21 protein-coding genes are annotated in these 20,163 nt (G+C 46.9%); 17 read left to right on the forward strand and 4 right to left on the reverse strand.

Annotation, left to right across the window (positions count from 1 at the left end; all coding sequences use genetic code 11):
- Positions 1–11: 11 nt before the first annotated feature.
- The 5 genes from M1E06_RS01900 to M1E06_RS01920 all read left to right on the forward strand — a co-directional run bounded on the left by M1E06_RS01900 (position 12) and on the right by M1E06_RS01920 (position 4,978).
- Positions 12–1,142 (forward strand): acyl-CoA dehydrogenase family protein, encoded by a 1,131-nt coding sequence (locus M1E06_RS01900; RefSeq protein ID WP_023857059.1) that lies wholly within the window; start codon positions 12–14, stop codon positions 1,140–1,142.
- A 12-nt stretch (positions 1,143–1,154) separates the two neighbouring features.
- A complete protein-coding gene (locus tag M1E06_RS01905) occupies positions 1,155–2,294 on the forward strand; it encodes an acyl-CoA dehydrogenase (protein ID WP_023857060.1) in 1,140 nt (379 codons plus the stop codon).
- Positions 2,294–2,440 (forward strand): hypothetical protein, encoded by a 147-nt coding sequence (locus M1E06_RS01910; RefSeq protein ID WP_164468295.1) that lies wholly within the window; start codon positions 2,294–2,296, stop codon positions 2,438–2,440. Before M1E06_RS01905 ends, M1E06_RS01910 begins: the two co-directional genes overlap by 1 nt.
- A 155-nt stretch (positions 2,441–2,595) precedes the next feature.
- Positions 2,596–3,114, forward strand: coding sequence for a DNA-directed RNA polymerase subunit delta (gene rpoE, locus M1E06_RS01915; RefSeq protein ID WP_023857062.1), 519 nt, complete (start codon positions 2,596–2,598; stop codon positions 3,112–3,114).
- A 256-nt stretch (positions 3,115–3,370) separates the two neighbouring features.
- Positions 3,371–4,978, forward strand: coding sequence for a CTP synthase (locus M1E06_RS01920; protein ID WP_020453291.1), 1,608 nt, complete (start codon positions 3,371–3,373; stop codon positions 4,976–4,978).
- Between the two features lie 136 nt (positions 4,979–5,114).
- Here M1E06_RS01920 and M1E06_RS01925 read toward each other — a convergent pair whose 3' ends face one another.
- Positions 5,115–5,645, reverse strand: coding sequence for a DUF2529 domain-containing protein (locus M1E06_RS01925; protein WP_023857063.1), 531 nt, complete (start codon positions 5,643–5,645; stop codon positions 5,115–5,117).
- Positions 5,646–5,818: 173 nt separating this feature from the next.
- Here M1E06_RS01925 and M1E06_RS01930 point away from each other — a divergent pair, with 173 nt between their 5' ends.
- From M1E06_RS01930 to M1E06_RS01975, 10 genes are all read left to right on the forward strand, one after another.
- The gene (locus M1E06_RS01930; protein WP_094777382.1) at positions 5,819–6,196 is read left to right on the forward strand and encodes a response regulator; all 378 of its coding nucleotides are present in this window, start codon (positions 5,819–5,821) and stop codon (positions 6,194–6,196) included.
- Between the two features lie 202 nt (positions 6,197–6,398).
- Positions 6,399–7,256, forward strand: coding sequence for a class II fructose-bisphosphate aldolase (locus M1E06_RS01935; RefSeq protein WP_216904191.1), 858 nt, complete (start codon positions 6,399–6,401; stop codon positions 7,254–7,256).
- Positions 7,257–7,485: 229 nt separating this feature from the next.
- On the forward strand, positions 7,486–8,121 hold the full coding sequence (gene fsa / locus M1E06_RS01940) for a fructose-6-phosphate aldolase (RefSeq protein WP_020453287.1): 636 nt from the start codon (positions 7,486–7,488) through the stop codon (positions 8,119–8,121).
- A gap of 257 nt (positions 8,122–8,378) precedes the next feature.
- A complete protein-coding gene (locus M1E06_RS01945) occupies positions 8,379–9,668 on the forward strand; it encodes a UDP-N-acetylglucosamine 1-carboxyvinyltransferase (RefSeq protein WP_023857064.1) in 1,290 nt (429 codons plus the stop codon).
- A gap of 66 nt (positions 9,669–9,734) precedes the next feature.
- Positions 9,735–10,700: a class II fructose-bisphosphatase gene (gene glpX / locus M1E06_RS01950; RefSeq protein ID WP_023857065.1), complete on the forward strand. Its 966-nt coding sequence runs from the start codon at positions 9,735–9,737 to the stop codon at positions 10,698–10,700.
- A 450-nt stretch (positions 10,701–11,150) separates the two neighbouring features.
- Positions 11,151–12,434, forward strand: a complete 1,284-nt coding sequence (gene rho, locus M1E06_RS01955; protein WP_003186053.1) for a transcription termination factor Rho — start codon at positions 11,151–11,153, stop codon at positions 12,432–12,434.
- Positions 12,435–12,561: 127 nt separating this feature from the next.
- Positions 12,562–12,762: a 50S ribosomal protein L31 gene (gene rpmE / locus M1E06_RS01960; protein ID WP_003186051.1), complete on the forward strand. Its 201-nt coding sequence runs from the start codon at positions 12,562–12,564 to the stop codon at positions 12,760–12,762.
- 78 nt (positions 12,763–12,840) lie between these two features.
- Positions 12,841–13,425 (forward strand): thymidine kinase, encoded by a 585-nt coding sequence (locus M1E06_RS01965; protein WP_020453284.1) that lies wholly within the window; start codon positions 12,841–12,843, stop codon positions 13,423–13,425.
- 339 nt (positions 13,426–13,764) lie between these two features.
- Positions 13,765–15,468 carry an oxaloacetate-decarboxylating malate dehydrogenase gene (gene malS, locus M1E06_RS01970; protein ID WP_025810638.1) on the forward strand — a complete coding sequence of 568 codons (1,704 nt, stop codon included), beginning with the start codon at positions 13,765–13,767 and terminating at the stop codon, positions 15,466–15,468.
- 177 nt (positions 15,469–15,645) lie between these two features.
- A complete protein-coding gene (locus tag M1E06_RS01975; RefSeq protein WP_020453282.1) occupies positions 15,646–16,602 on the forward strand; it encodes an AEC family transporter in 957 nt (318 codons plus the stop codon).
- Between the two features lie 51 nt (positions 16,603–16,653).
- Here M1E06_RS01975 and racA read toward each other — a convergent pair whose 3' ends face one another.
- Both racA and gloA2 read right to left on the reverse strand, forming a co-directional pair.
- Positions 16,654–17,214, reverse strand: a complete 561-nt coding sequence (gene racA, locus M1E06_RS01980; protein WP_020453281.1) for a chromosome-anchoring protein RacA — start codon at positions 17,212–17,214, stop codon at positions 16,654–16,656.
- A 135-nt stretch (positions 17,215–17,349) separates the two neighbouring features.
- A complete protein-coding gene (gene gloA2, locus M1E06_RS01985; protein ID WP_020453280.1) occupies positions 17,350–17,733 on the reverse strand; it encodes an SMU1112c/YaeR family gloxylase I-like metalloprotein in 384 nt (127 codons plus the stop codon).
- Positions 17,734–17,868: 135 nt separating this feature from the next.
- Here gloA2 and prfA point away from each other — a divergent pair, with 135 nt between their 5' ends.
- Positions 17,869–18,939, forward strand: coding sequence for a peptide chain release factor 1 (gene prfA / locus M1E06_RS01990; protein ID WP_020453279.1), 1,071 nt, complete (start codon positions 17,869–17,871; stop codon positions 18,937–18,939).
- A 1-nt stretch (position 18,940) separates the two neighbouring features.
- A complete protein-coding gene (gene prmC / locus M1E06_RS01995) occupies positions 18,941–19,807 on the forward strand; it encodes a peptide chain release factor N(5)-glutamine methyltransferase (RefSeq protein WP_025810639.1) in 867 nt (288 codons plus the stop codon).
- A 33-nt stretch (positions 19,808–19,840) separates the two neighbouring features.
- On the opposite strand, the gene M1E06_RS02000 is transcribed toward prmC, so the two are convergent.
- Positions 19,841–20,017, reverse strand: a complete 177-nt coding sequence (locus M1E06_RS02000) for an IS3 family transposase (RefSeq protein ID WP_354265252.1) — start codon at positions 20,015–20,017, stop codon at positions 19,841–19,843.
- Between the last annotated feature and the right edge of the window lie 146 nt (positions 20,018–20,163).

Below are 20,163 nucleotides of genomic sequence, written 5' to 3' on the forward strand. Positions count from 1 at the left end.
GAGGGGTGACCTTGAATTTTCAGTTTACAGAAGAGCAGACCCGCATGCAGAAGATTGTCAGGCAATTTGTTAAACAGGAGGTCGCTCCTTTTGTACCTGAAATGGAGAAAGGGCGTTTTCCAACCTCTCTTTTGAAGAAAATGGCGGAGCGCGGCTGGATGGGGCTTCCGATTCCGGCTAAGTACAGCGGGGCCGGTCATGACTTTATCACCTATATAATGATCATCCATGAGCTGTCAAAGAAAAGCGCCGTTCTTGGCGCGGTTCTATCTGTACACACGTCAATTGTCACCATTCCCATTCTTTTATACGGAAATGAGCGGCAAAAAGAACATTATGTTAAAAAGCTGGCAGCAGGGCAGTACTTGGGAGCCTTTTGTTTAACCGAACCGAGTGCCGGTTCCGATGCGGGCAGTCTAAAAACCAGGGCCGAAAAGCGCGGCGATACCTATGTGCTCAACGGTACGAAAGTTTTTATCACAAACGGCGGAGCCGCCGACATTTATCTTGTTTTTGCTTCAACCGATCCGAAAGCGGGAACGGAGGGCATTTCGGCTTTTATCGTGGAGAAGGGCACGCCGGGCTTTTTTATTGGGAAAAATGAAGAGAAAATGGGGCTTCACGGTTCGCTGACGGTCACTTTAAATTTTGATAACGCTGTCATTCCCGCCCGGCAGCTGCTGGGGAAGGAAGGTAAAGGATTCAAAATGGCCCTTTCCAATCTGGATACCGGGCGGATCGGAATTGCGGCGCAGGCTCTGGGCATCGCCGAAGGAGCGCTTTCTGAAGCCATCGAATTTCTAAAAATACGGTATCCGGACGGAGAGCTGTATAAGAACGGACAAGGGCTTGCTTTTATGCTGGCCGACATGGCGGCGAGGACAGAGGCTGCCAGGCTTCTCGTTTATCAGGCCGCTTCGCTGAAACAACAAGGCGTCCAGACGGGAAAGGCTGCTTCAATGGCCAAACTGTTCGCTTCGGAAACGGCAATGTATGTCGCCGGAGAGGCCGTGCAGCTGCTCGGAGATTTTGGATATACAAAGGATTTCAGCGCTGAACGATATTTCAGGGATGCGAAAGTGTGTGAAATTTATGAGGGCACAAGCGAGATCCAGCGGATCGTCATCGGTAAGCATTTATAAGGGGGGAAAAGAATGATCTTTAAGCTGAGTGAAGAGCACCAAATGATACAAAAGATGGTGCGCGACTTTGCCCGTCAAGAGGTGGAGCCGACTGCAAAGGAGCGGGATGAGGAAGAGCTGTTTGACATGGAACTGTTTTCCAAAATGGCGGAATTGGGGTTGACGGGAATACCGTGGCCTGAGGAATACGGGGGGATCGGCAGTGACTACCTCGCCTATGTCATCGCAGTAGAAGAGCTTTCGAAAGTCTGCGCCTCAACGGGCGTCACCTTGTCAGCCCATACTTCGCTTGCAGGCTGGCCGATTTATGCATTTGGAACGGAAGAACAGAAGCAGGAATACTTAAAGCCGATGGCCCGCGGTGAAAAGATAGGCGCCTACGGATTGACGGAGCCCGGTTCAGGCTCTGATGCCGGCGGCATGAAAACGACCGCGGTCAGAAATGGTGATGATTATATTTTAAATGGAACGAAGATCTTTATCACAAACGGCGGAATTGCAGACATCTACATCGTGTTTGCCAACCTTGCGCCGGAACAGAAGCACAAAGGCACAACCGCTTTTATCGTTGAAAAGGATTTTCCCGGTTTTTCTGTCGGAAAAAAAGAAAGGAAGCTGGGCATCCGTTCATCGCCGACAACCGAAATTATCTTTCAGGACTGCCGCGTGCCTTTAAAAAACCGCCTTGGCGGGGAAGGTGAAGGCTTTAAAATCGCAATGCAGACGCTTGATGGAGGAAGAAACGGAATTGCCGCTCAAGCCGTCGGGATTGCCCAGGGTGCATTTGAGGCGGCGAAGGCGTATGCGAAAGAGCGGAAGCAATTCGGCAGGCCGATCGCCGAGCAGCAGGGCATCGCTTTTAAACTGGCTGATATGGCGACGGAGATTGAAGCTTCAAGGCTTTTAACCTACCAGGCGGCATGGCTGGAATCAGAGGGGCTGCCTTATGGAAAAGCTTCCGCGATGTCGAAGCTATATGCAGGGGATACGGCTATGAAAGTGACGACGGAGGCCGTGCAAATATTCGGCGGATACGGCTATACAAAGGATTATCCGGTCGAGCGCTTTATGCGCGATGCAAAAATCACTCAAATCTATGAAGGAACGCAGGAAATACAGAAGCTCGTCATTTCGAGAATGCTGATGAAATAATGGCGGAAAACAGCCGTCTGGCACGGTTTGGACTGCTGCCGGCGGACAGGCCGCCGACGCAGTTTTTTCGTTTTCAAGGGGCCGGACGCTCCCGGCTGTTCTATGTTTCAATCCCGCTTGCCGCCGATTTCCAATGCAACAGGTAAAAATTATTGAATTAACGGGAATAAAGGTGGCATAAAGTGATTTCTTTTGTTTATAATGAGAGGTATGGTTTGTCGTAAAGACAGGGATTACATGCTTATTTTCTATGACAGAGATAGTAGATACATACATGAAGATAGAAAGGGAGTGTCTGGCGATGAGTTTGAAACAATACTCAGAGGAACAGCTAAAGGAAATGGCTTTAGTTGAAATCGCATACGAAATTTTTTCGGAACACAAAAAACCGATTACATTCCAGGAGCTAACAGATCAAGTGGCTTCCTTGCTTGGAATGGGGAAAGAAGAGCTGGAAGACCGCATCGCCCAGTTCTACACAGATTTAAATATCGACGGACGCTTTTTGGCGCTGTCAGACCAAACGTGGGGCCTGCGCAGCTGGTATCCGTATGATCAGCTTGATGAAGAAACACAACCGACTGTAAAAGCGAAAAAGAAAAAAGCGAAAAAAGTGGTTGAAGAAGATCTTGATCTTGACGAATTCGAAGAAATCGACGAGGATGATATTCTTCTTGACGATGTCGAAGACGACTTGGACATTGCCGCCGATGAATTCGAAGAAATCGATGAAGCCGACGATGATGAACTGGATGATCTTGAAGACGAGATCCTGGACGATGATGATGAAGATTTTGAAGAAGAGGAAGACGAGGAGTAATTTTGCCGCCTGAACGGAATTCATGTTTAAATCGATCTTGACTTTCACAGGCGAACTATGTAGTATGTATTTTGGGCTCTTCAAAACGAAGAGATTCGAGTGATACGGACTATCAGCTCCCTTTCAAGAAATTGAAAGGGAGCTTTCTTGTTTTTCCGCCTCCTTATCATTTAAATCATTTAGAAAAGATCTAAATGATTTTTCATAAAAAGAGCATTTTAAGGAATAAGCGTTAATCGAAGAGAGGGGTACAGAAATGACAAAATATATCTTTGTAACCGGAGGAGTTGTATCCTCGCTTGGAAAAGGAATTACGGCGTCTTCGCTCGGCCGCCTGCTGAAGAACAGAGGTTTGAATGTCACCATTCAAAAATTTGACCCGTATATCAACGTAGACCCGGGGACAATGAGCCCGTATCAGCACGGTGAAGTGTTCGTAACCGACGACGGTGCGGAAACGGATCTTGACCTCGGCCACTATGAGCGCTTCATCGACATCAATTTAAATAAATACAGCAACGTGACAACAGGAAAAATCTATTCCACGGTGCTGAAAAAAGAGCGCAGAGGCGATTATTTAGGCGGTACCGTACAGGTTATACCTCATATCACAAATGAAATTAAAGACCGCGTATTCCGCGCCGGAAAAGAAACGGGCGCTGATGTCGTGATCACCGAAATCGGCGGAACCGTCGGTGATATCGAATCGCTGCCGTTTCTTGAAGCGATCCGCCAGATCAAGAGCGATGTCGGCCGCGACAATGTGATGTACATTCACTGTACGCTAGTTCCATATCTTAAAGCGGCGGGAGAAATGAAAACAAAGCCGACTCAGCACAGCGTAAAAGAACTGCGCAGCCTCGGCATTCAGCCAAATGTCATCGTCGTGAGAACAGAAATGCCGATTTCTCAGGACATGAAAGATAAAATCGCGCTGTTCTGCGACATCGATCCTAAAGCCGTCATCGAGGCCGGCGATGCGGATACGCTCTACTCCATTCCTCTCGACCTGCAAAAACAAGGGCTGGACAGCTTAGTCTGCAGCCACTTGAAGCTGGATTGCAGAGAAGCCGATATGGAAGAATGGAAAGAACTTGTCAAAAAGGTAAAAAGTCTGTCCAAAACGGTGACAATCGCTTTGGTTGGTAAATACGTCGAGCTCCCGGATGCCTACATTTCAGTTGTGGAATCGCTTCGCCATGCGGGTTATGCGTTTGACGCAGACATTCAGGTTAAATGGATCAATGCGGAAGAAGTGACGGAAGACAACGTTGCCGATCTTGTTCAGAATGCGGATGGTATTCTTGTGCCGGGCGGATTTGGAGACCGCGGTGTTGAAGGGAAAATCACGACAGTCAAATATGCCCGCGAACAAAAGATTCCGTTCTTCGGCATTTGCCTCGGAATGCAGGTGGCATCGATTGAATACGCAAGAAATGTGCTCGGTCTTGAAGGAGCGCACTCAGCCGAAATCGATCCTTCCACACCGTATCCGATTATCGACCTTCTCCCTGAACAAAAGGACATTGAAGACCTCGGCGGAACACTGCGTCTCGGACTTTATCCGTGCAAGCTTCAAGAAGGGTCGAAAGCGTATCAGGCATATGAAAATGAAGTGGTCTATGAACGCCACCGCCACCGCTATGAATTCAACAACGAATTCAGACAGCAGATGGAAGAAGCCGGATTTGTATTTTCCGGGACAAGCCCTGACGGCCGTCTCGTGGAGATTATCGAGCTTAAAGATCATCCATGGTTTGTCGCGTCTCAGTTCCACCCTGAATTCACGTCAAGACCGACAAGACCTCAGGCTCTGTTCAGAGACTTCGTACATGCTTCGCTGAAGACTTCGGAAAAGCTGTAAAAAAGAAAAAGGCCTGCCGGCACATCACGCCGGCAGGCCTTTTTTGGATTTTTCTGGTGATAATGGCGGCCCGAACTGGTACTATATTCATTAAGGCCGGCCCCACCGTCATTAATTTCCTTTAGGCAACCCTGTTTTATTGGTATTCCTGAAGAATTTCCTTTAATGTAAAGGATAGGGCATGATAAATGTAGAGGCTGACCATCAGGGACGGAAATCCGAACCTTGTTCCGTCTTCATCGGGAAGAAGCGGCATTCTCAGCTTTGAATCGATATGGACATCGGCGAATGATGCGATCGGGGCGCCGTCTTTTCCCGAAGGGGAGACGACAACAAGTCCGATTCCTCTTTCATACAGTTTTTCCGCCATTTTCAGCTCTTCGTCATCCGCTGAACCGGCGCAGAACATCAGCACTTTGTCCGTCATTTCAAAATCGGGCCAGTTTTCTTCGTTCTTCGGCAGCACTTTGACTGAGGGGAACGGTTCAGAACTGTACATCGCTTCTTTCAAAATGCCTTCCAATTCATTTTTTCCGTATACATAAACCGAATGATCACTGATGACCGCCTGAGCCAACAAGCGGGCGCCGTCCTCTATCGATTGGGCCTCGCCCTCTTGAATCCGGTTGAAGATTCCCGTCAATTGAGTGGTGAAAATTTTAAGCAAGCTGACTCCTCCTTTTTTACTGACTATCATTATATAACAAAAGAGAATAATGGGAAAAATCCTCTAAATATGTCGCAAACTTAAATATTTTAATTAAAGGAAAAGAGAAAAACAAAACAGAATAGATAAACTACTGCTTAATTTTGGCGAAAATTATAAATATAGAGGTGTAAATCATGAATGAGAAGATTTTAATCGTAGACGACCAGTACGGGATTCGGGTTCTGCTGAATGAAGTTTTCAATAAAGAAGGATACAAAACCTTCCAGGCTGCGAACGGGATTCAAGCGCTTGACATTGTGAAAAACCAGCGCCCCGACCTCGTTTTGCTCGATATGAAAATCCCCGGCATGGACGGAATTGAAATTTTGAAAAGGATGAAGGTCATTGACGAGGGGATCCGGGTCATCATTATGACGGCCTACGGAGAGCTCGACATGATCCAGGAATCGAAGGAGCTCGGAGCCCTGACGCACTTTGCGAAGCCTTTTGACATCGACGAAATTCGCGATGCCGTTAAAACCTATCTGCCTATAAAGTCCAACGGATAGCTGAAAAGTTTTTGATGTTGTCACAGTCACAATGTTGCCGATTTGTTGATTAATTGTTATTCTATATAAGTAGAGAAAAGCTATCTAACGTTTTTAAAAAACCAAAACATTTTACATATGGCGGATTTTTCTGGTCATGCTAGGTAGGTGTGGAGGCTTTTTTCGCAAAAGCAAATCAGGCTACATAAGGAGGACTTTCGACATGCCTTTAGTATCAATGACGGAAATGTTGAATAAAGCAAAAGAAAACGGATATGCTGTCGGACAATTTAACTTAAATAACCTTGAGTTCACTCAAGCGATTTTACAAGCCGCTGAAGAAGAGAAATCTCCTGTTATCCTCGGTGTATCAGAAGGTGCAGGACGCTATATGGGCGGATTTAAAACCGTTGTGGCAATGGTTAAAGCGCTGATGGAAGAATACAACGTAACAGTACCTGTTGCGATTCATTTAGACCACGGCTCAAGCTTTGAATCTTGTGCAAAAGCGATTCATGCGGGATTCACTTCCGTTATGATCGACGCTTCCCACCATCCTTTCGAGGAGAACGTTGCGACGACTTCAAAAGTTGTTGAGCTTGCTCATTTCCACGGTGTATCAGTTGAAGCTGAGCTTGGAACTGTAGGCGGACAGGAAGACGACGTAATTGCTGAAGGCGTCATCTACGCGGACCCTAAAGAGTGTCAAGAACTTGTTGAGCGCACAGGAATCGACTGCCTTGCACCTGCATTAGGTTCTGTTCACGGCCCTTACAAAGGCGAACCAAACCTTGGATTCAAAGAAATGGAACAAATCGGAAACACAACTGGTCTTCCGCTCGTACTTCACGGCGGTACAGGCATTCCGACTGCCGACATCAAGAAAGCTATTTCTTTAGGTACGGCAAAAATCAACGTCAACACTGAAAACCAAATCGCTTCTGCGAAAGCTGTTCGCGAAACGCTTGCTGCGAAGCCTGAAGAGTATGATCCGCGCAAATACCTCGGACCTGCACGCGAAGCTATCAAAGAAACAGTGATCGGCAAAATGCGTGAATTTGGTTCTTCAAACAAAGCATAATGACGATTGGAAAAGCATCTGTTTTCCCGCAAAGCCGGGGGAACAGGATGTTTTTCTGATGTTTTAGGGAAGTGCTGTTAACACATGCCTTTGACGGCATGAGGCTCTTTTGCTTCCCGTTCAGTCAAAAAAGCCGCCTGATAGCGACAGGCGGTTTTATCCATATCATCCGGAAAGCGCAAACATGTTCCACAGTTCAGACATTTTCATGACAGGAGGTTTTATCAATATGCTGTTTTTTATTGATACTGCAAATTTAGACGAAATCAAAGAGGCACACGCTCTCGGCGTGCTTGCAGGAGTTACGACAAATCCTAGTTTAGTAGCAAAAGAAAACATTTCGTTTCATGACCGTCTGCGTGAAATTACCGAAGTGGTTTCTGGGTCAGTCAGCGCCGAGGTTATTTCTCTGAAGGCTGAAGAGATGATTGAAGAAGGAAAAGAGCTTGCGAAAATCGCGCCGAATATTACGGTGAAAATTCCGATGACGTCTGACGGCCTGAAAGCTGTTAAAGCATTAACCGATCTCGGGATTAAAACGAACGTCACGCTGATCTTCAGCGCAAACCAGGCGCTTCTTGCCGCAAGAGCAGGAGCTACGTATGTTTCCCCGTTCCTGGGACGCCTTGACGATATCGGCCACAACGGCCTCGATTTGATCAGTGAAATTAAACAAATTTTCGATGTGCACGGTTTGGACACGCAAATCATCGCCGCGTCCATCCGCCATGCGCAGCATGTGACTGAAGCCGCGCTAAGGGGAGCGCATATCGGTACGATGCCTCTCAAAGTCATTCATCAGCTTACAAAGCACCCGCTGACTGATAAAGGGATTGAACAGTTTTTAGCTGACTGGAATAAATAATTGCTTCATGTGGGTGGCAAGTGGAGGGGCTCCCTCCGTTTGTCACCATTTTGTCTTACAAAGAGAAATGAATGTTTTGCAGAAGAGAACCTTGCCGCAGTCTGCTTCGCTACTTTTCTTCCCGATAAATTTAAAATGTGTTGTATTCTTTCTCTTTTAATTGGATAGATTTTGAAATGAACCATTTATTTTGAGTCTGAAGGAAATCTCATTATGAAGCGCTCCATTAGCTATCTTCTTTAAGGAAGGAGACGATCATGGAAAAGTTAAATATAGCCGGCGGCGATCCTCTCAATGGCACAGTACATATAAGCGGAGCGAAAAACAGCGCTGTCGCTCTCATACCCGCGACGATTTTGGCTGATTCGACGGTTACGCTTGAAGGCCTTCCCCATATTTCAGACATTTTGACGCTGCGCGATCTGCTGAGAGAGATCGGCGGAAACGTTCACTTTGAAAAGGGAGAAATGGTCGTTGATCCTGCGCCGATGATCAGCATGCCTTTGCCGAATGGAAAAGTGAAACAGCTTCGGGCTTCTTATTACTTAATGGGCGCGATGCTCGGACGCTTTAAGAAAGCGGTCATCGGCCTTCCAGGCGGCTGCCACCTCGGTCCGAGACCGATTGATCAGCATATCAAAGGTTTCGAGGCGCTCGGAGCCGAAGTGACGAACGAACAGGGTGCGATCTATCTGCGTGCGGAGGAATTAAAAGGCGCGCGCATTTATCTTGATGTCGTCAGTGTTGGAGCAACGATCAACATCATGCTTGCCGCCGTGCTTGCCAAAGGCAGAACCGTAATTGAAAATGCTGCGAAAGAACCTGAGATTATCGATGTTGCGACCCTTTTAACGAGCATGGGAGCAAAAATAAAAGGTGCCGGTACGGATGTCATTCGCATCGAAGGCGTTGAGTCGCTTCACGGGTGCAGACACTCGATTATTCCGGACCGGATCGAAGCCGGCACTTTCATGATCGCAGCTGCTTCCATGGGACAAGAAGTGCTGATTGATAATGTGATTCCGACGCATTTGGAATCGTTAATCGCCAAGCTCCGCGAAATGGGAGTTCGAATCGAAGAAAGCAGCGAGCAGATTTTAATGGTCGGCGGACAGAAAGAGCTGAAACCCGTCGATTTAAAAACGCTCGTATACCCCGGTTTTCCGACAGATCTGCAGCAGCCGATGACATCGCTCTTAACGAAGGCAAACGGGACGAGCGTCGTCACTGACACCATTTATTCCGCCCGCTTCAAACATATTGACGAGCTGAGGCGCATGGGCGCGTCGATGAAGGTCGAAGGCAGATCGGCGATTATTACCGGTCCCGTTCCTCTGCAGGGCGCCAAGGTGAAAGCGAGCGATCTGCGGGCGGGAGCGTGTCTCGTTGTTGCGGGTCTAATGGCGGAAGGAGTCACGGAAATCACCGGTTTGGAGCACCTTGACAGAGGCTACAGCCAGCTTGAAGAAAAGCTGGCAAAGCTTGGGGCCACTGTCTGGCGCGAAAAATTGACAGACCAGGAAATTGAACAGCTGCAAAATTCCTGATGGACAAATGCTGTGATAGATCAAACATAAAACGATTTCATACGGGTGAGGGGAGATTAGATAGGAATGGAAAGAAGCTTATCGATGGAACTGGTGCGTGTGACAGAAGCGGCTGCGCTTAAGTCAGCGCGCTGGATGGGTAGAGGTAAAAAGGACGAGGCCGACGACGCTGCGACAAGCGCCATGAGGGATGTATTTGACACCATTCCTATGAAGGGAACGGTCGTAATCGGAGAAGGGGAAATGGACGAAGCGCCGATGCTTTATATTGGAGAAAAGCTCGGCAACGGCTACGGCCCTCGCGTAGACGTAGCAGTAGATCCTCTCGAAGGGACGAACATCGTCGCAAGCGGCGGATGGAACGCACTCGCAGTCATTGCTGTGGCTGATCACGGAAACTTGCTGAATGCGCCTGACATGTATATGGATAAAATCGCTGTAGGTCCTGAAGCTGTCGGCTGCATCGATATTGAAGCGCCTGTGATTGATAACTTAAAAGCTGTGGCAAAAGCAAAAAATAAAGATGTAGAAGATGTCGTAGCCACGATTTTGAACCGTTCGCGGCACGAGGAAATCATCCATGAGCTTCGCGAAGCAGGCGCCCGAATCAAGCTGATCAACGACGGGGACGTGGCCGGTGCCATTAACACCGCTTTTGATCATACAGGCGTCGATATTTTATTCGGCTCAGGAGGAGCTCCGGAAGGCGTCTTGTCTGCTGTCGCACTCAAAGCTCTCGGAGGAGAAATTCACGGAAAGCTTCTTCCTCAAAACGAAGAAGAACTGAGACGCTGTGAAAAGATGGGGCTTGATACGGGCAAAGTGCTCCGCATGGAAGACCTCGTCAAAGGAGACGACGCGATTTTTGCTGCAACCGGTGTCACAGACGGAGAGCTCTTGAAAGGCGTGCAATTCAAAGGATCTGTTGGAACGACCCACAGTATAGTCATGAGAGCGAAATCCGGTACGGTGCGGTTTGTGGACGGAAGACACAGTCTCAAGAAAAAACCTAACCTGGTCATCCGGCCATAAGAAAAAGCGGGGATATAGATGACCCGCTTTTCCCTTGTATTTCACTTCACGAATTGAATCAAGGTTCATACTCTGATACAATAGCTAACGGCTTTTCTTCTTTATGTCAAGGCATTTTCAAAACAGGGTCATCTCTATCAATTTCATGTCAAATCGTAAATGAAGTTGAATATGTACGACAAATGGGGTAAAACTAAAGAGTGCTGCGAAATTTTCTGCACATGTTGGTTCTTAGAGAGCCAAAATCCTGCCGCATCTATCAGATATGCGATTATCTTCTCTTGTTAAGTCCTCGCTTCTTTCTCGACTCATACTTATAATCCTTTTCAATACGTCGATATATATGGGTAGAAGCGTTGCCGGTAAACGAATCGGCAGTATAATCAAGCGTCTTTCATGAATTTGATGAGACAAAGTAAATTATTCGATTAGAAAAGAGTGGTGTTCTTAGTGAAAGATGTATCCATTTCATCTTTGGAAAATATGAAATTAAAAGAGCTGTATGAGCTTGCAAGGCATTATAAAGTCTCTTATTACAGCAAACTGACAAAAAAGGAACTGATTTTTGCCATTCTGAAAGCGAACGCCGAACAGGAAGATCTGCTGTTCATGGAAGGCGTATTGGAAATCATCCAGTCTGAAGGGTTCGGCTTTCTCAGACCGATCAATTACTCCCCTAGTTCAGAGGATATCTATATTTCCGCTTCGCAAATCCGCCGTTTTGATTTGAGAAACGGTGACAAAGTGTCCGGAAAGGTCCGTCCTCCAAAAGAAAACGAACGGTATTACGGCCTTCTGCATGTTGAAGCGGTTAACGGCGACGATCCTGAATCGGCAAAAGAGCGCGTGCACTTTCCAGCGTTAACGCCTCTTTATCCAGACCGCCAGATGGTGCTTGAAACGAAACCGAATCACCTGTCAACACGGATCATGGACATGATGGCGCCGGTCGGATTTGGACAGCGCGGTCTGATCGTCGCTCCGCCTAAAGCAGGTAAAACCATGCTTTTGAAAGAGATCGCGAACAGCATCACAACCAACCATCCGGAGGCGGAGCTGATCGTGCTTCTTATCGATGAAAGGCCTGAGGAAGTGACCGATATCGAACGTTCGGTTGCAGGAGACGTCGTCAGCTCCACGTTTGACGAAGTGCCTGAAAACCACATCAAGGTGGCCGAGCTTGTTTTGGAACGTGCGATGAGGCTTGTCGAACATAAAAAGGACGTCATCATTTTAATGGACAGCATTACAAGGCTTGCCCGCGCTTATAACCTAGTCATTCCACCGAGCGGCCGAACGTTGTCAGGGGGAATCGATCCCGGCGCTTTCCACCGTCCAAAGCGTTTCTTTGGAGCAGCCCGCAACATCGAAGAGGGCGGCAGCTTAACGATCTTGGCGACCGCGCTTGTCGACACGGGCTCGCGGATGGATGACGTCATTTATGAAGAATTTAAAGGGACAGGGAACATGGAGCTTCATCTTGACCGTTCTCTTGCGGAAAGAAGAATCTTTCCTGCCATTGATATTCGCCGTTCGGGTACGCGTAAAGAAGAACTTCTCGTTCCGAAAGAGCACCTTGACCGTCTGTGGTCCATCCGGAAAACGATGTCTGACACGCCTGATTTCGTCGAAAAGTTCATGAGAAAAATGAAAAAGACGAAAACGAATCAGGAGTTTTTCGATATTCTGATCCAGGAATGGAAGCAAGCGAATATGTCGGCTGCAAGGCGCTGATTTAAAACTTTAGTTTGCAAAACGTCCGAATCGCTGTTATAATTCTATCATGTGCGTTCCGGAGGTTTTGTCCCGGAATAATAACTCTGTTTCCGAATTGGATTCAGGGCGGAAGGAGATGACAGATATGAAAGCAGGAATTCATCCTGAGTTCAAAAAAGCAACAGTCAAATGCGCTTGTGGAAACGAATTTGAAACAGGTTCAGTAAAAGAAGAGGTACGCGTTGAGATTTGTTCTGAATGCCATCCGTTCTACACTGGCCGCCAAAAATTCGCTTCTGCTGATGGTCGTGTTGATCGCTTTAACAAAAAATACGGTCTTAAGTAATAATAGATATGATAAACAGGCAGGATTTTTCTTGCCTGTTTTTTTACTTGCAATAATCGCTGGAGAGGAGTTAGTCGGATGTACATCATGAAGCAAAGCGGATGGCTTGAGCTCATATGCGGAAGCATGTTTTCGGGCAAGTCAGAGGAGCTTATCCGCCGGATCAAAAGGGCAACGTTTGCGAGACAGGAAGTCAAAGTGTTTAAACCAGCCATTGATAATCGCTACAGCAGTGAATCGGTTGTTTCGCATAATGGGACATCCATTGTTTGCCATGCCATCGCATCTCCGGAAGAAATTTTTCAATACATAAGCAAAGAAACGGATGTCATCGGCGTCGATGAAGTCCAGTTTTTTGACGAATCGATTGTCGGCACGTTAACTTCTCTGGCTGATCAGGGCTACCGTGTGATTGCAGCAGGTCTTGATTTGGACTTCCGGGGCGAGCCTTTCGGTGTCGTGCCAGATCTTATGGCTTTAGCGGAAACGGTGACGAAGCTGCAAGCGGTGTGCTCTGTCTGCGGATCTCCGGCCAGCCGTACGCAGAGGCTGATCAATGGAAAACCTGCTTCTTATGACGATCCGGTCATTTTGGTGGGGGCTTCCGAAGCATATGAAGCACGCTGCCGCCACCATCATGAAGTGCCTGGAAAGCCAAAATGAAATCGGACAAACACATAAGATTTTCACGCAAAAAACACTTGGTAAAAACAAGTGTTTTTTTTATTGAATCCTTTTTATAGGAATTAATGTAATTAAAAAACTTAATTAAGAATACGAAAAAATTAACTAATTTTCATCGCTTGAATTTTGACAAAGTCAGGCATAAAATGACTTACTGTAGTCAGTAAAAAGTAAATAGGTTTTAAGAAATGTTCAGTTTTTTGTCAAAAACGCGCGTTACATATTTGACAATCTACATGTGTAAAAAAGGCAAATGTTCTATATTGTTTACCGTATTTATTTCACTTCATTAATATTTTAAGAAAGAAGGTAATTAGTGTGAACAACATGAGAAGAACGAAGGAAGGATATTTGGAGACTTCTTTGCGGGGAAAAGACGTTCTTTCCATTCCGACGCTTAATAAAGGTGTTGCATTTTCGCTTGAAGAAAGAAAGCACCTTGGTCTTGAAGGGCTTCTGCCGCCGACTGTTCTCAGCCTTGATCAGCAGGCGGAACGGGCTTATGAACAATTTTCCCGTCAACCTGACAGACTTCGTCAAAATGTATATTTGAACGATCTGCAAAACAGAAACGAAGTGCTTTTCTATAAATTATTGCAAAACCATCTGCGTGAAATGCTTCCAGTTGTCTATACGCCAACTGTCGGTGAAGCGATTCAGGAATACAGCCACGAATACCGCAGACCGCACGGTGTTTACTTGTCAATCGATGATATAGACGGAATCGAAACGGCGTTTAAAAACCTGCAGGCGTCTGCTGATGACATCGATTTGATCGTTGCGACCGATTCCGAAAGCATCTTGGGCATCGGCGACTGGGGCGTCGGAGGCATCAACATTGCAATTGGTAAGCTTGCAGTATATACGGCGGCAGCAGGAATCGATCCGAGCCGCGTCATCCCAGTCGTACTGGATGTCGGAACGAATAATGAAAAACTGCTAAACGATCCGCTTTATATCGGAAACCGTCATCCGCGTGTAGAAGGTGAGCGTTACGAACAATTTATCGACGCTTATGTCGAAACAGCATTGAAGTTTTTCCCTAATGCGCTTCTTCACTGGGAAGATTTCGGAAATAAAAACGCTCGCAATATTATGAGTAAATATAACCATAAAATTTCAACATTTAACGATGATATCCAAGGAACAGGGGCTATCACGCTGGCAGCGATTTTAGCAGCTGTTAAAAAGACCGGCACGTCTTTGAAAGACCACCGCGTCGTCATCTTCGGACCTGGTTCTGCGGGTATCGGAATTGCTGACCAAATCCGTGACACCATGGTGCTTGAAGGGCTTTCAGAAGAAGAAGCCAGCCGCGCATTCTGGACAGTCGACTACAGAGGATTATTAACGACAGGCATGGATCAAATTTTGGATTTCCAAGAACCGTATTTGCGCGATACCGAAGAAGTGAAAGAATGGAAACGCAATGAAAAGGGAGAGATTTCCTTTGAGGAAGTCATCCGTCAAGTGAAGCCTACCATTCTGATTGGTACATCAGGTGTTGCCGGCGCCTTCACTGAAGAAATTATCAAAGAGATGGCGGCTCATACTGAACGTCCGGTGATTCTGCCGATGTCCAATCCGACACATCTGGCTGAAGCTGTTCCTGAAGACTTGTTCAAATGGACGGACGGAAAAGCGCTTGTGGCGACGGGAAGCCCGTTTGAAGCTGTTGAGTACAATGGCGTGAAACACGAAATCGGACAATCCAATAATGCTTTCGTATTCCCTGGATTAGGCCTGGGAACAATCGTTTCGAAGGCGAAAGTCATCACAAACGGCATGTTTGCAGCATCTGCAAACGCGGTCGCGAACATGGTTGACCATGAAAAACCGGGTGCAGGCCTGCTGCCGAAAATTGACGACCTGCAAGACGTATCCGTTCAAGTGGCAATTGATGTTGTGAAAGCTGCCATTAAAGACGGCGTGGCTCAAGTTCAGCCTGAAGATGTCGAAAAGGCGGTTCGCGAAGCCATGTGGCGTCCGGAATATCAAACAATTGTTGCAAAACGCGACTAATATTCAATACTGAGGAAACGATAAAAAGAAACAGCAGCCCGGGTCCGGATATTTTGTCACCGGGCTGCACCAATCAAAGATGAAAAATGGGATCGACGGCTGTGTAACAGGGCGACTGCGTTTATCAGCCGCCGTTAATTCGTCCCTGAAAGGGACAACATAGAGGAGGAAACAGTCTTGGACTTTTTAAATATTTTAATCCTCCTTGCGCCAATATTTTTTGTTATTGCGCTGGGATGGTTCGCGGGTCACTTTGGAAGCTATGATGCTAAATCTGCAAAAGGGGTAAGTACGCTCGTTACGAAATACGCGCTTCCGGCCCACTTTGTTTCAAGCATTTTGTCAACGCCAAAAGATAAGTTTTACAGCCAGATTCCGCTGATGATTTCACTGGTCATCGGTATCGTTGGATTTTACGTAATTATTTTGCTTCTTTTACGATTTTTATTTAAGTACGATTTAACAGATGCTTCAATGTTCTCATTAAACTCAGCTCAGCCGACATTCGCCTTTATGGGAATTCCGGTATTGGGCAGCCTGTTCGGCATGCAGGAAGTTGCGATTCCGATCGCGATTACGGGAATTGTCGTGAATGCGATGCTTGATCCTCTTGCGATCATCGTCGGAACTGTCGGCCGTTCTTCTAAAAAACAAGCGGAAACGACAGACAGCATTTGGAAGGTAACAGGAAAATCAATTTTACACGGTTTGTCTGAACCGCTCGCTTTTGCACCGCTTGCAAGTATCATTCTTGTATTATTCGGTCTGCAAATTCCTGAATTGCCGCAGAAAATGCTTGATATGCTCGGAAATACGACTTCAGGTATCGCTCTTTTCGCAGTCGGGGTGACTGTCGGAATCCGTAAAATCAAATTCAGCATGCCTGCTTTGAGCATCGCTTTATTAAAAGTCGCTGCTCAGCCTGCTTTAATGTTTGTGATCGCGATGGTCGTGGGCCTTTCTTCCGCCGACATGACAAAAGCGGTTCTGCTTGTGGCATTCCCTGGATCTGCCGTGGCGGCTATGATTGCTACAAACTTTGAAAGCCAGGAAGCAGAAACGGCATCCGCGTTTGTGATCAGTGCGGTGCTGTCAATTATTTCACTGCCGATATTGATTGCCATTACAGCATAATGAAAAAGCTTGCAAGAAGCCGTTTTATGGCCTTGCAAGCTTTTTTGCGCTTTAAAAAGAGAAGATCGATTTCAATTTGCTTTTCGGTTTTTTTTCTTCTCTTCTGCCGGCTGTATCTTTTTCGTGGCGGTTCATGCTTTCCAATTCACTGATTTTCTGTTCGAGATGTTTGATCTGCTGCCGTTCTTCTTCCAGTTCGCGCCTTTGCTGCAGAAGCTGATAGGAGACGACATCGTCCGCTTTTTGTTCAAGCTTTCTTTCCAGCTCGGCGATTTTCTTTTGGAGCAGCTCGCGTTCAAGCTGTTCGTGCTCTAAAAAACGCTGCAGCCTTTCTTCGAGCCGCTCATTCAACTGGGGTGCCGGCTCTTCCGTTTGAACCATTTCGTTTTTTTTGATGAGGAAGGTTTTTTTCGGGCGTTTGACTGTGACATCCTGCATAGGCGTACCGTTTTTTAACTGCTCTTTTACTTCTTTTAAAATGGCGATATCGTCTTTCGTGAAAAAGTAGTGGCCAAGCTCATTTCGGGAAGCGGGCAGTTGCAGCTGCTTGACCCAGCGCTGCACCGTTTTGGTTGATACCCCGAGTTCATTTGCCGCATCAGCAGTATTCATATGATACCTCCTTTTAACCTGTAACTGTTCATTAAAAAGGGTATTCGACCTGAATGAAAAGCTTCCTTCCTGTTAGACAAAAGAAGAAGGAATTCGGCAAAGAAAGCGGTTTTTCCACAGATGGCGAAGGCGTTGCTATGCCTCGTAAAGCTCTAAAGGCAGGCCGTCCGGATCGGAGAAGAACGTATAGCGCTTGCCTGTTCCGGGATCGGTGCGAACCGGTTCGGCAATGATGCCTTTTTGCTTGAGCTCCTTGACGGTCTGATCAAGATCGGCCACTGTGAAAGCCAAATGGCGGAGCCCGGCAGCTTCTGGTCTGGTAAGGCGCTCGGGCGGATCTGGAAAAGAAAACAGCTCGATGACATAGCGGCCGTTTAATGAGAGATCCAGTTTATATGAATCCCGGTCCTTTCTGTACGTTTCGCTCAGAATCTCAAGTCCGAGCTTGTCGACATAGAATGTTTTGGATGCTTCATAATCCGAGCATATGATGGCGATGTGATGAATCGATTCCAGCATTGAGTTAAGCTCCTTTTTTCTTAAAAGTATAGCAAAAAGACGCGGCAGCTGCCGATAACGGCGAAGTTGTTTTGACGGGGAGGAGTCCCTGTACTATAATTAGAATGTTACGCACAGCAAACAGAGGTGAATAGCGTGTTAGACCGTTTAAAATCGATAGAGGACCGGTACGAAAAATTAAATGAACTATTAAGCGATCCGGAAGTTGTCAACGATCCGAAGAAGCTTAGAGAATATTCGAAAGAACAATCTGATTTACAGGAAACAGTTGAAGTATACAGACGTTATCGGAGCGCGTCGGAACAGCTGAGCGATGCCAAAGCGATGCTTGAAGAAAAGCTGGACTCCGATATGCGCGAGATGGTTAAAGAGGAAATTTCCGAACTGCAGGAAGAAATCGAGTCGCTCACAGACCAGCTGAAGGTATTGCTGATCCCGAAAGATCCGAACGATGACAAAAACGTTATCATGGAAATCCGCGGCGCAGCGGGCGGAGAAGAGGCTGCTTTGTTTGCCGGCAACCTGTACCGCATGTACAGCCGCTACGCAGAGCTCCAAGGCTGGAAAACAGAAGTGATGGAAGCGAATATGACAGGCACAGGCGGATATAAAGAGATCATTTTTATGATCAATGGGAACGGCGCATACTCAAGGCTGAAGTATGAGAACGGCGCACACCGCGTACAGCGCGTTCCAGAGACCGAATCCGGCGGGCGTATCCATACATCCACGGCAACGGTAGCCTGTCTTCCTGAGGCTGAAGAGGTAGAAGTGGATATTCATGAAAAAGACATCCGTGTCGACACCTTCGCGTCGAGCGGTCCGGGAGGGCAAAGCGTCAATACGACGATGTCAGCCGTCCGTCTGACCCACCTTCCGACAGGTGTTGTCGTGTCTTGCCAAGATGAGAAATCTCAGATCAAAAACAAAGAAAAAGCGATGAAAGTTCTGCGCGCGCGAATTTACGATAAATTTCAGCAGGAAGCTCAGGCTGAATATGATCAAAACCGAAAATCCGCAGTCGGAACAGGGGACCGTTCAGAGCGCATCCGCACGTATAACTTTCCGCAAAACCGCGTCACTGATCACCGGATCGGCTTGACGATCCAAAAGCTCGACCAGATCCTTGAAGGCAAGCTTGACGAAGTCATCGACGCGCTGATCGTAGAAGACCAGGCAAGCAAGCTGCAAGAGGCGGAAAGCTGAGATGAAGACGGTATTTGAAGCCCTTAAATGGGCTTCTTCTTATTTGGCCGAAGCGGGAAGAGACCGGAATGCCGCGGAAATTTTGCTGACAGATCAGCTGAACATCGACCGCAGCAAACTGTTGGCAAGCTTCCATGATGTCATATCAGAGTCTGATTTTTCGCGGTTTAAAAAATCTGTCGAGCTTCATCATCAAGGAGTGCCTGTTCAATATATCACCGGAAATGAATCCTTTTACGGACGGGAATTTTCCGTAAATGAACACGTTTTGATTCCGCGTCCTGAAACAGAGGAAGTCGTTGAAGCTGTTCTTTCTGAAGCGGAAAGAGTTTTTCACGGAACAGATCGCCTTAAAGCCGTCGATATCGGTACAGGAAGCGGGGCGATTGCGGTGACTCTTGCGCTTGAGAGCCCGCGTTTTTCCGTCACGGCGACGGATATTTCGGAACAAGCTTTAAGCACGGCAAGACACAACGCTGACCGGCTTGGGGCGAAAGTGGATTTCATCGGCGGCGATTTGCTTGAGCCGCTTATCAAGCGACAGAAGAAAGCTGATGTCATCGTTTCAAATCCACCTTATATATCTGAGGAAGACATGAAGACGCTGTCAGATGTCGTACGTCTTCATGAACCCGCCGGGGCTTTGACGGACGGTGCTGACGGATTGCAGTTTTATAAGCGTTTCATGAAAGAAATTCCATTTGTCATCGCAGATCAGGCACTGGTGGTGTTTGAAATCGGCTGGACTCAGGGGAATGCCGTCAAAGACATGTTTCACCGGTTCTTTCCTGATGCTGACGTACGGGTGAAAAAGGATCTTAATGGAAAAGACCGTATCGTCTGCGCGGTAATTGAGCAACATCGTTAAGGAAACCGCCGGAAATGAAGCGACCCTAAAAAGTTAAAATCTCATGAAGCAGTTTGACTGGCATGATTCCGGTATAGTACCAGGTTTCATGCCTTTTAATTTGATCTTGATCCGTTTGTGATTGTAGAGAATCAATATACTATGCGGGTCCTTTTTTGAAATGTTCGACGCTCCAAATTCTTTAAAATAAATGAATTCTGATTTTAAAATGCTAAAAGAAGCTTTCCGCCACCGCATTGTCGTGACAGTTGCCTTTACGGGACATGCTTTGTGTGATGTTTCGTTGTTTTGAACTAAGGCTTTCAACTTTTTTAAGCAGGCATTCTCCATCCGCAGGCGTTCAATTTCCGCTTGGG

Source organism: Bacillus sp. AK124 (assembly GCF_053903085.1).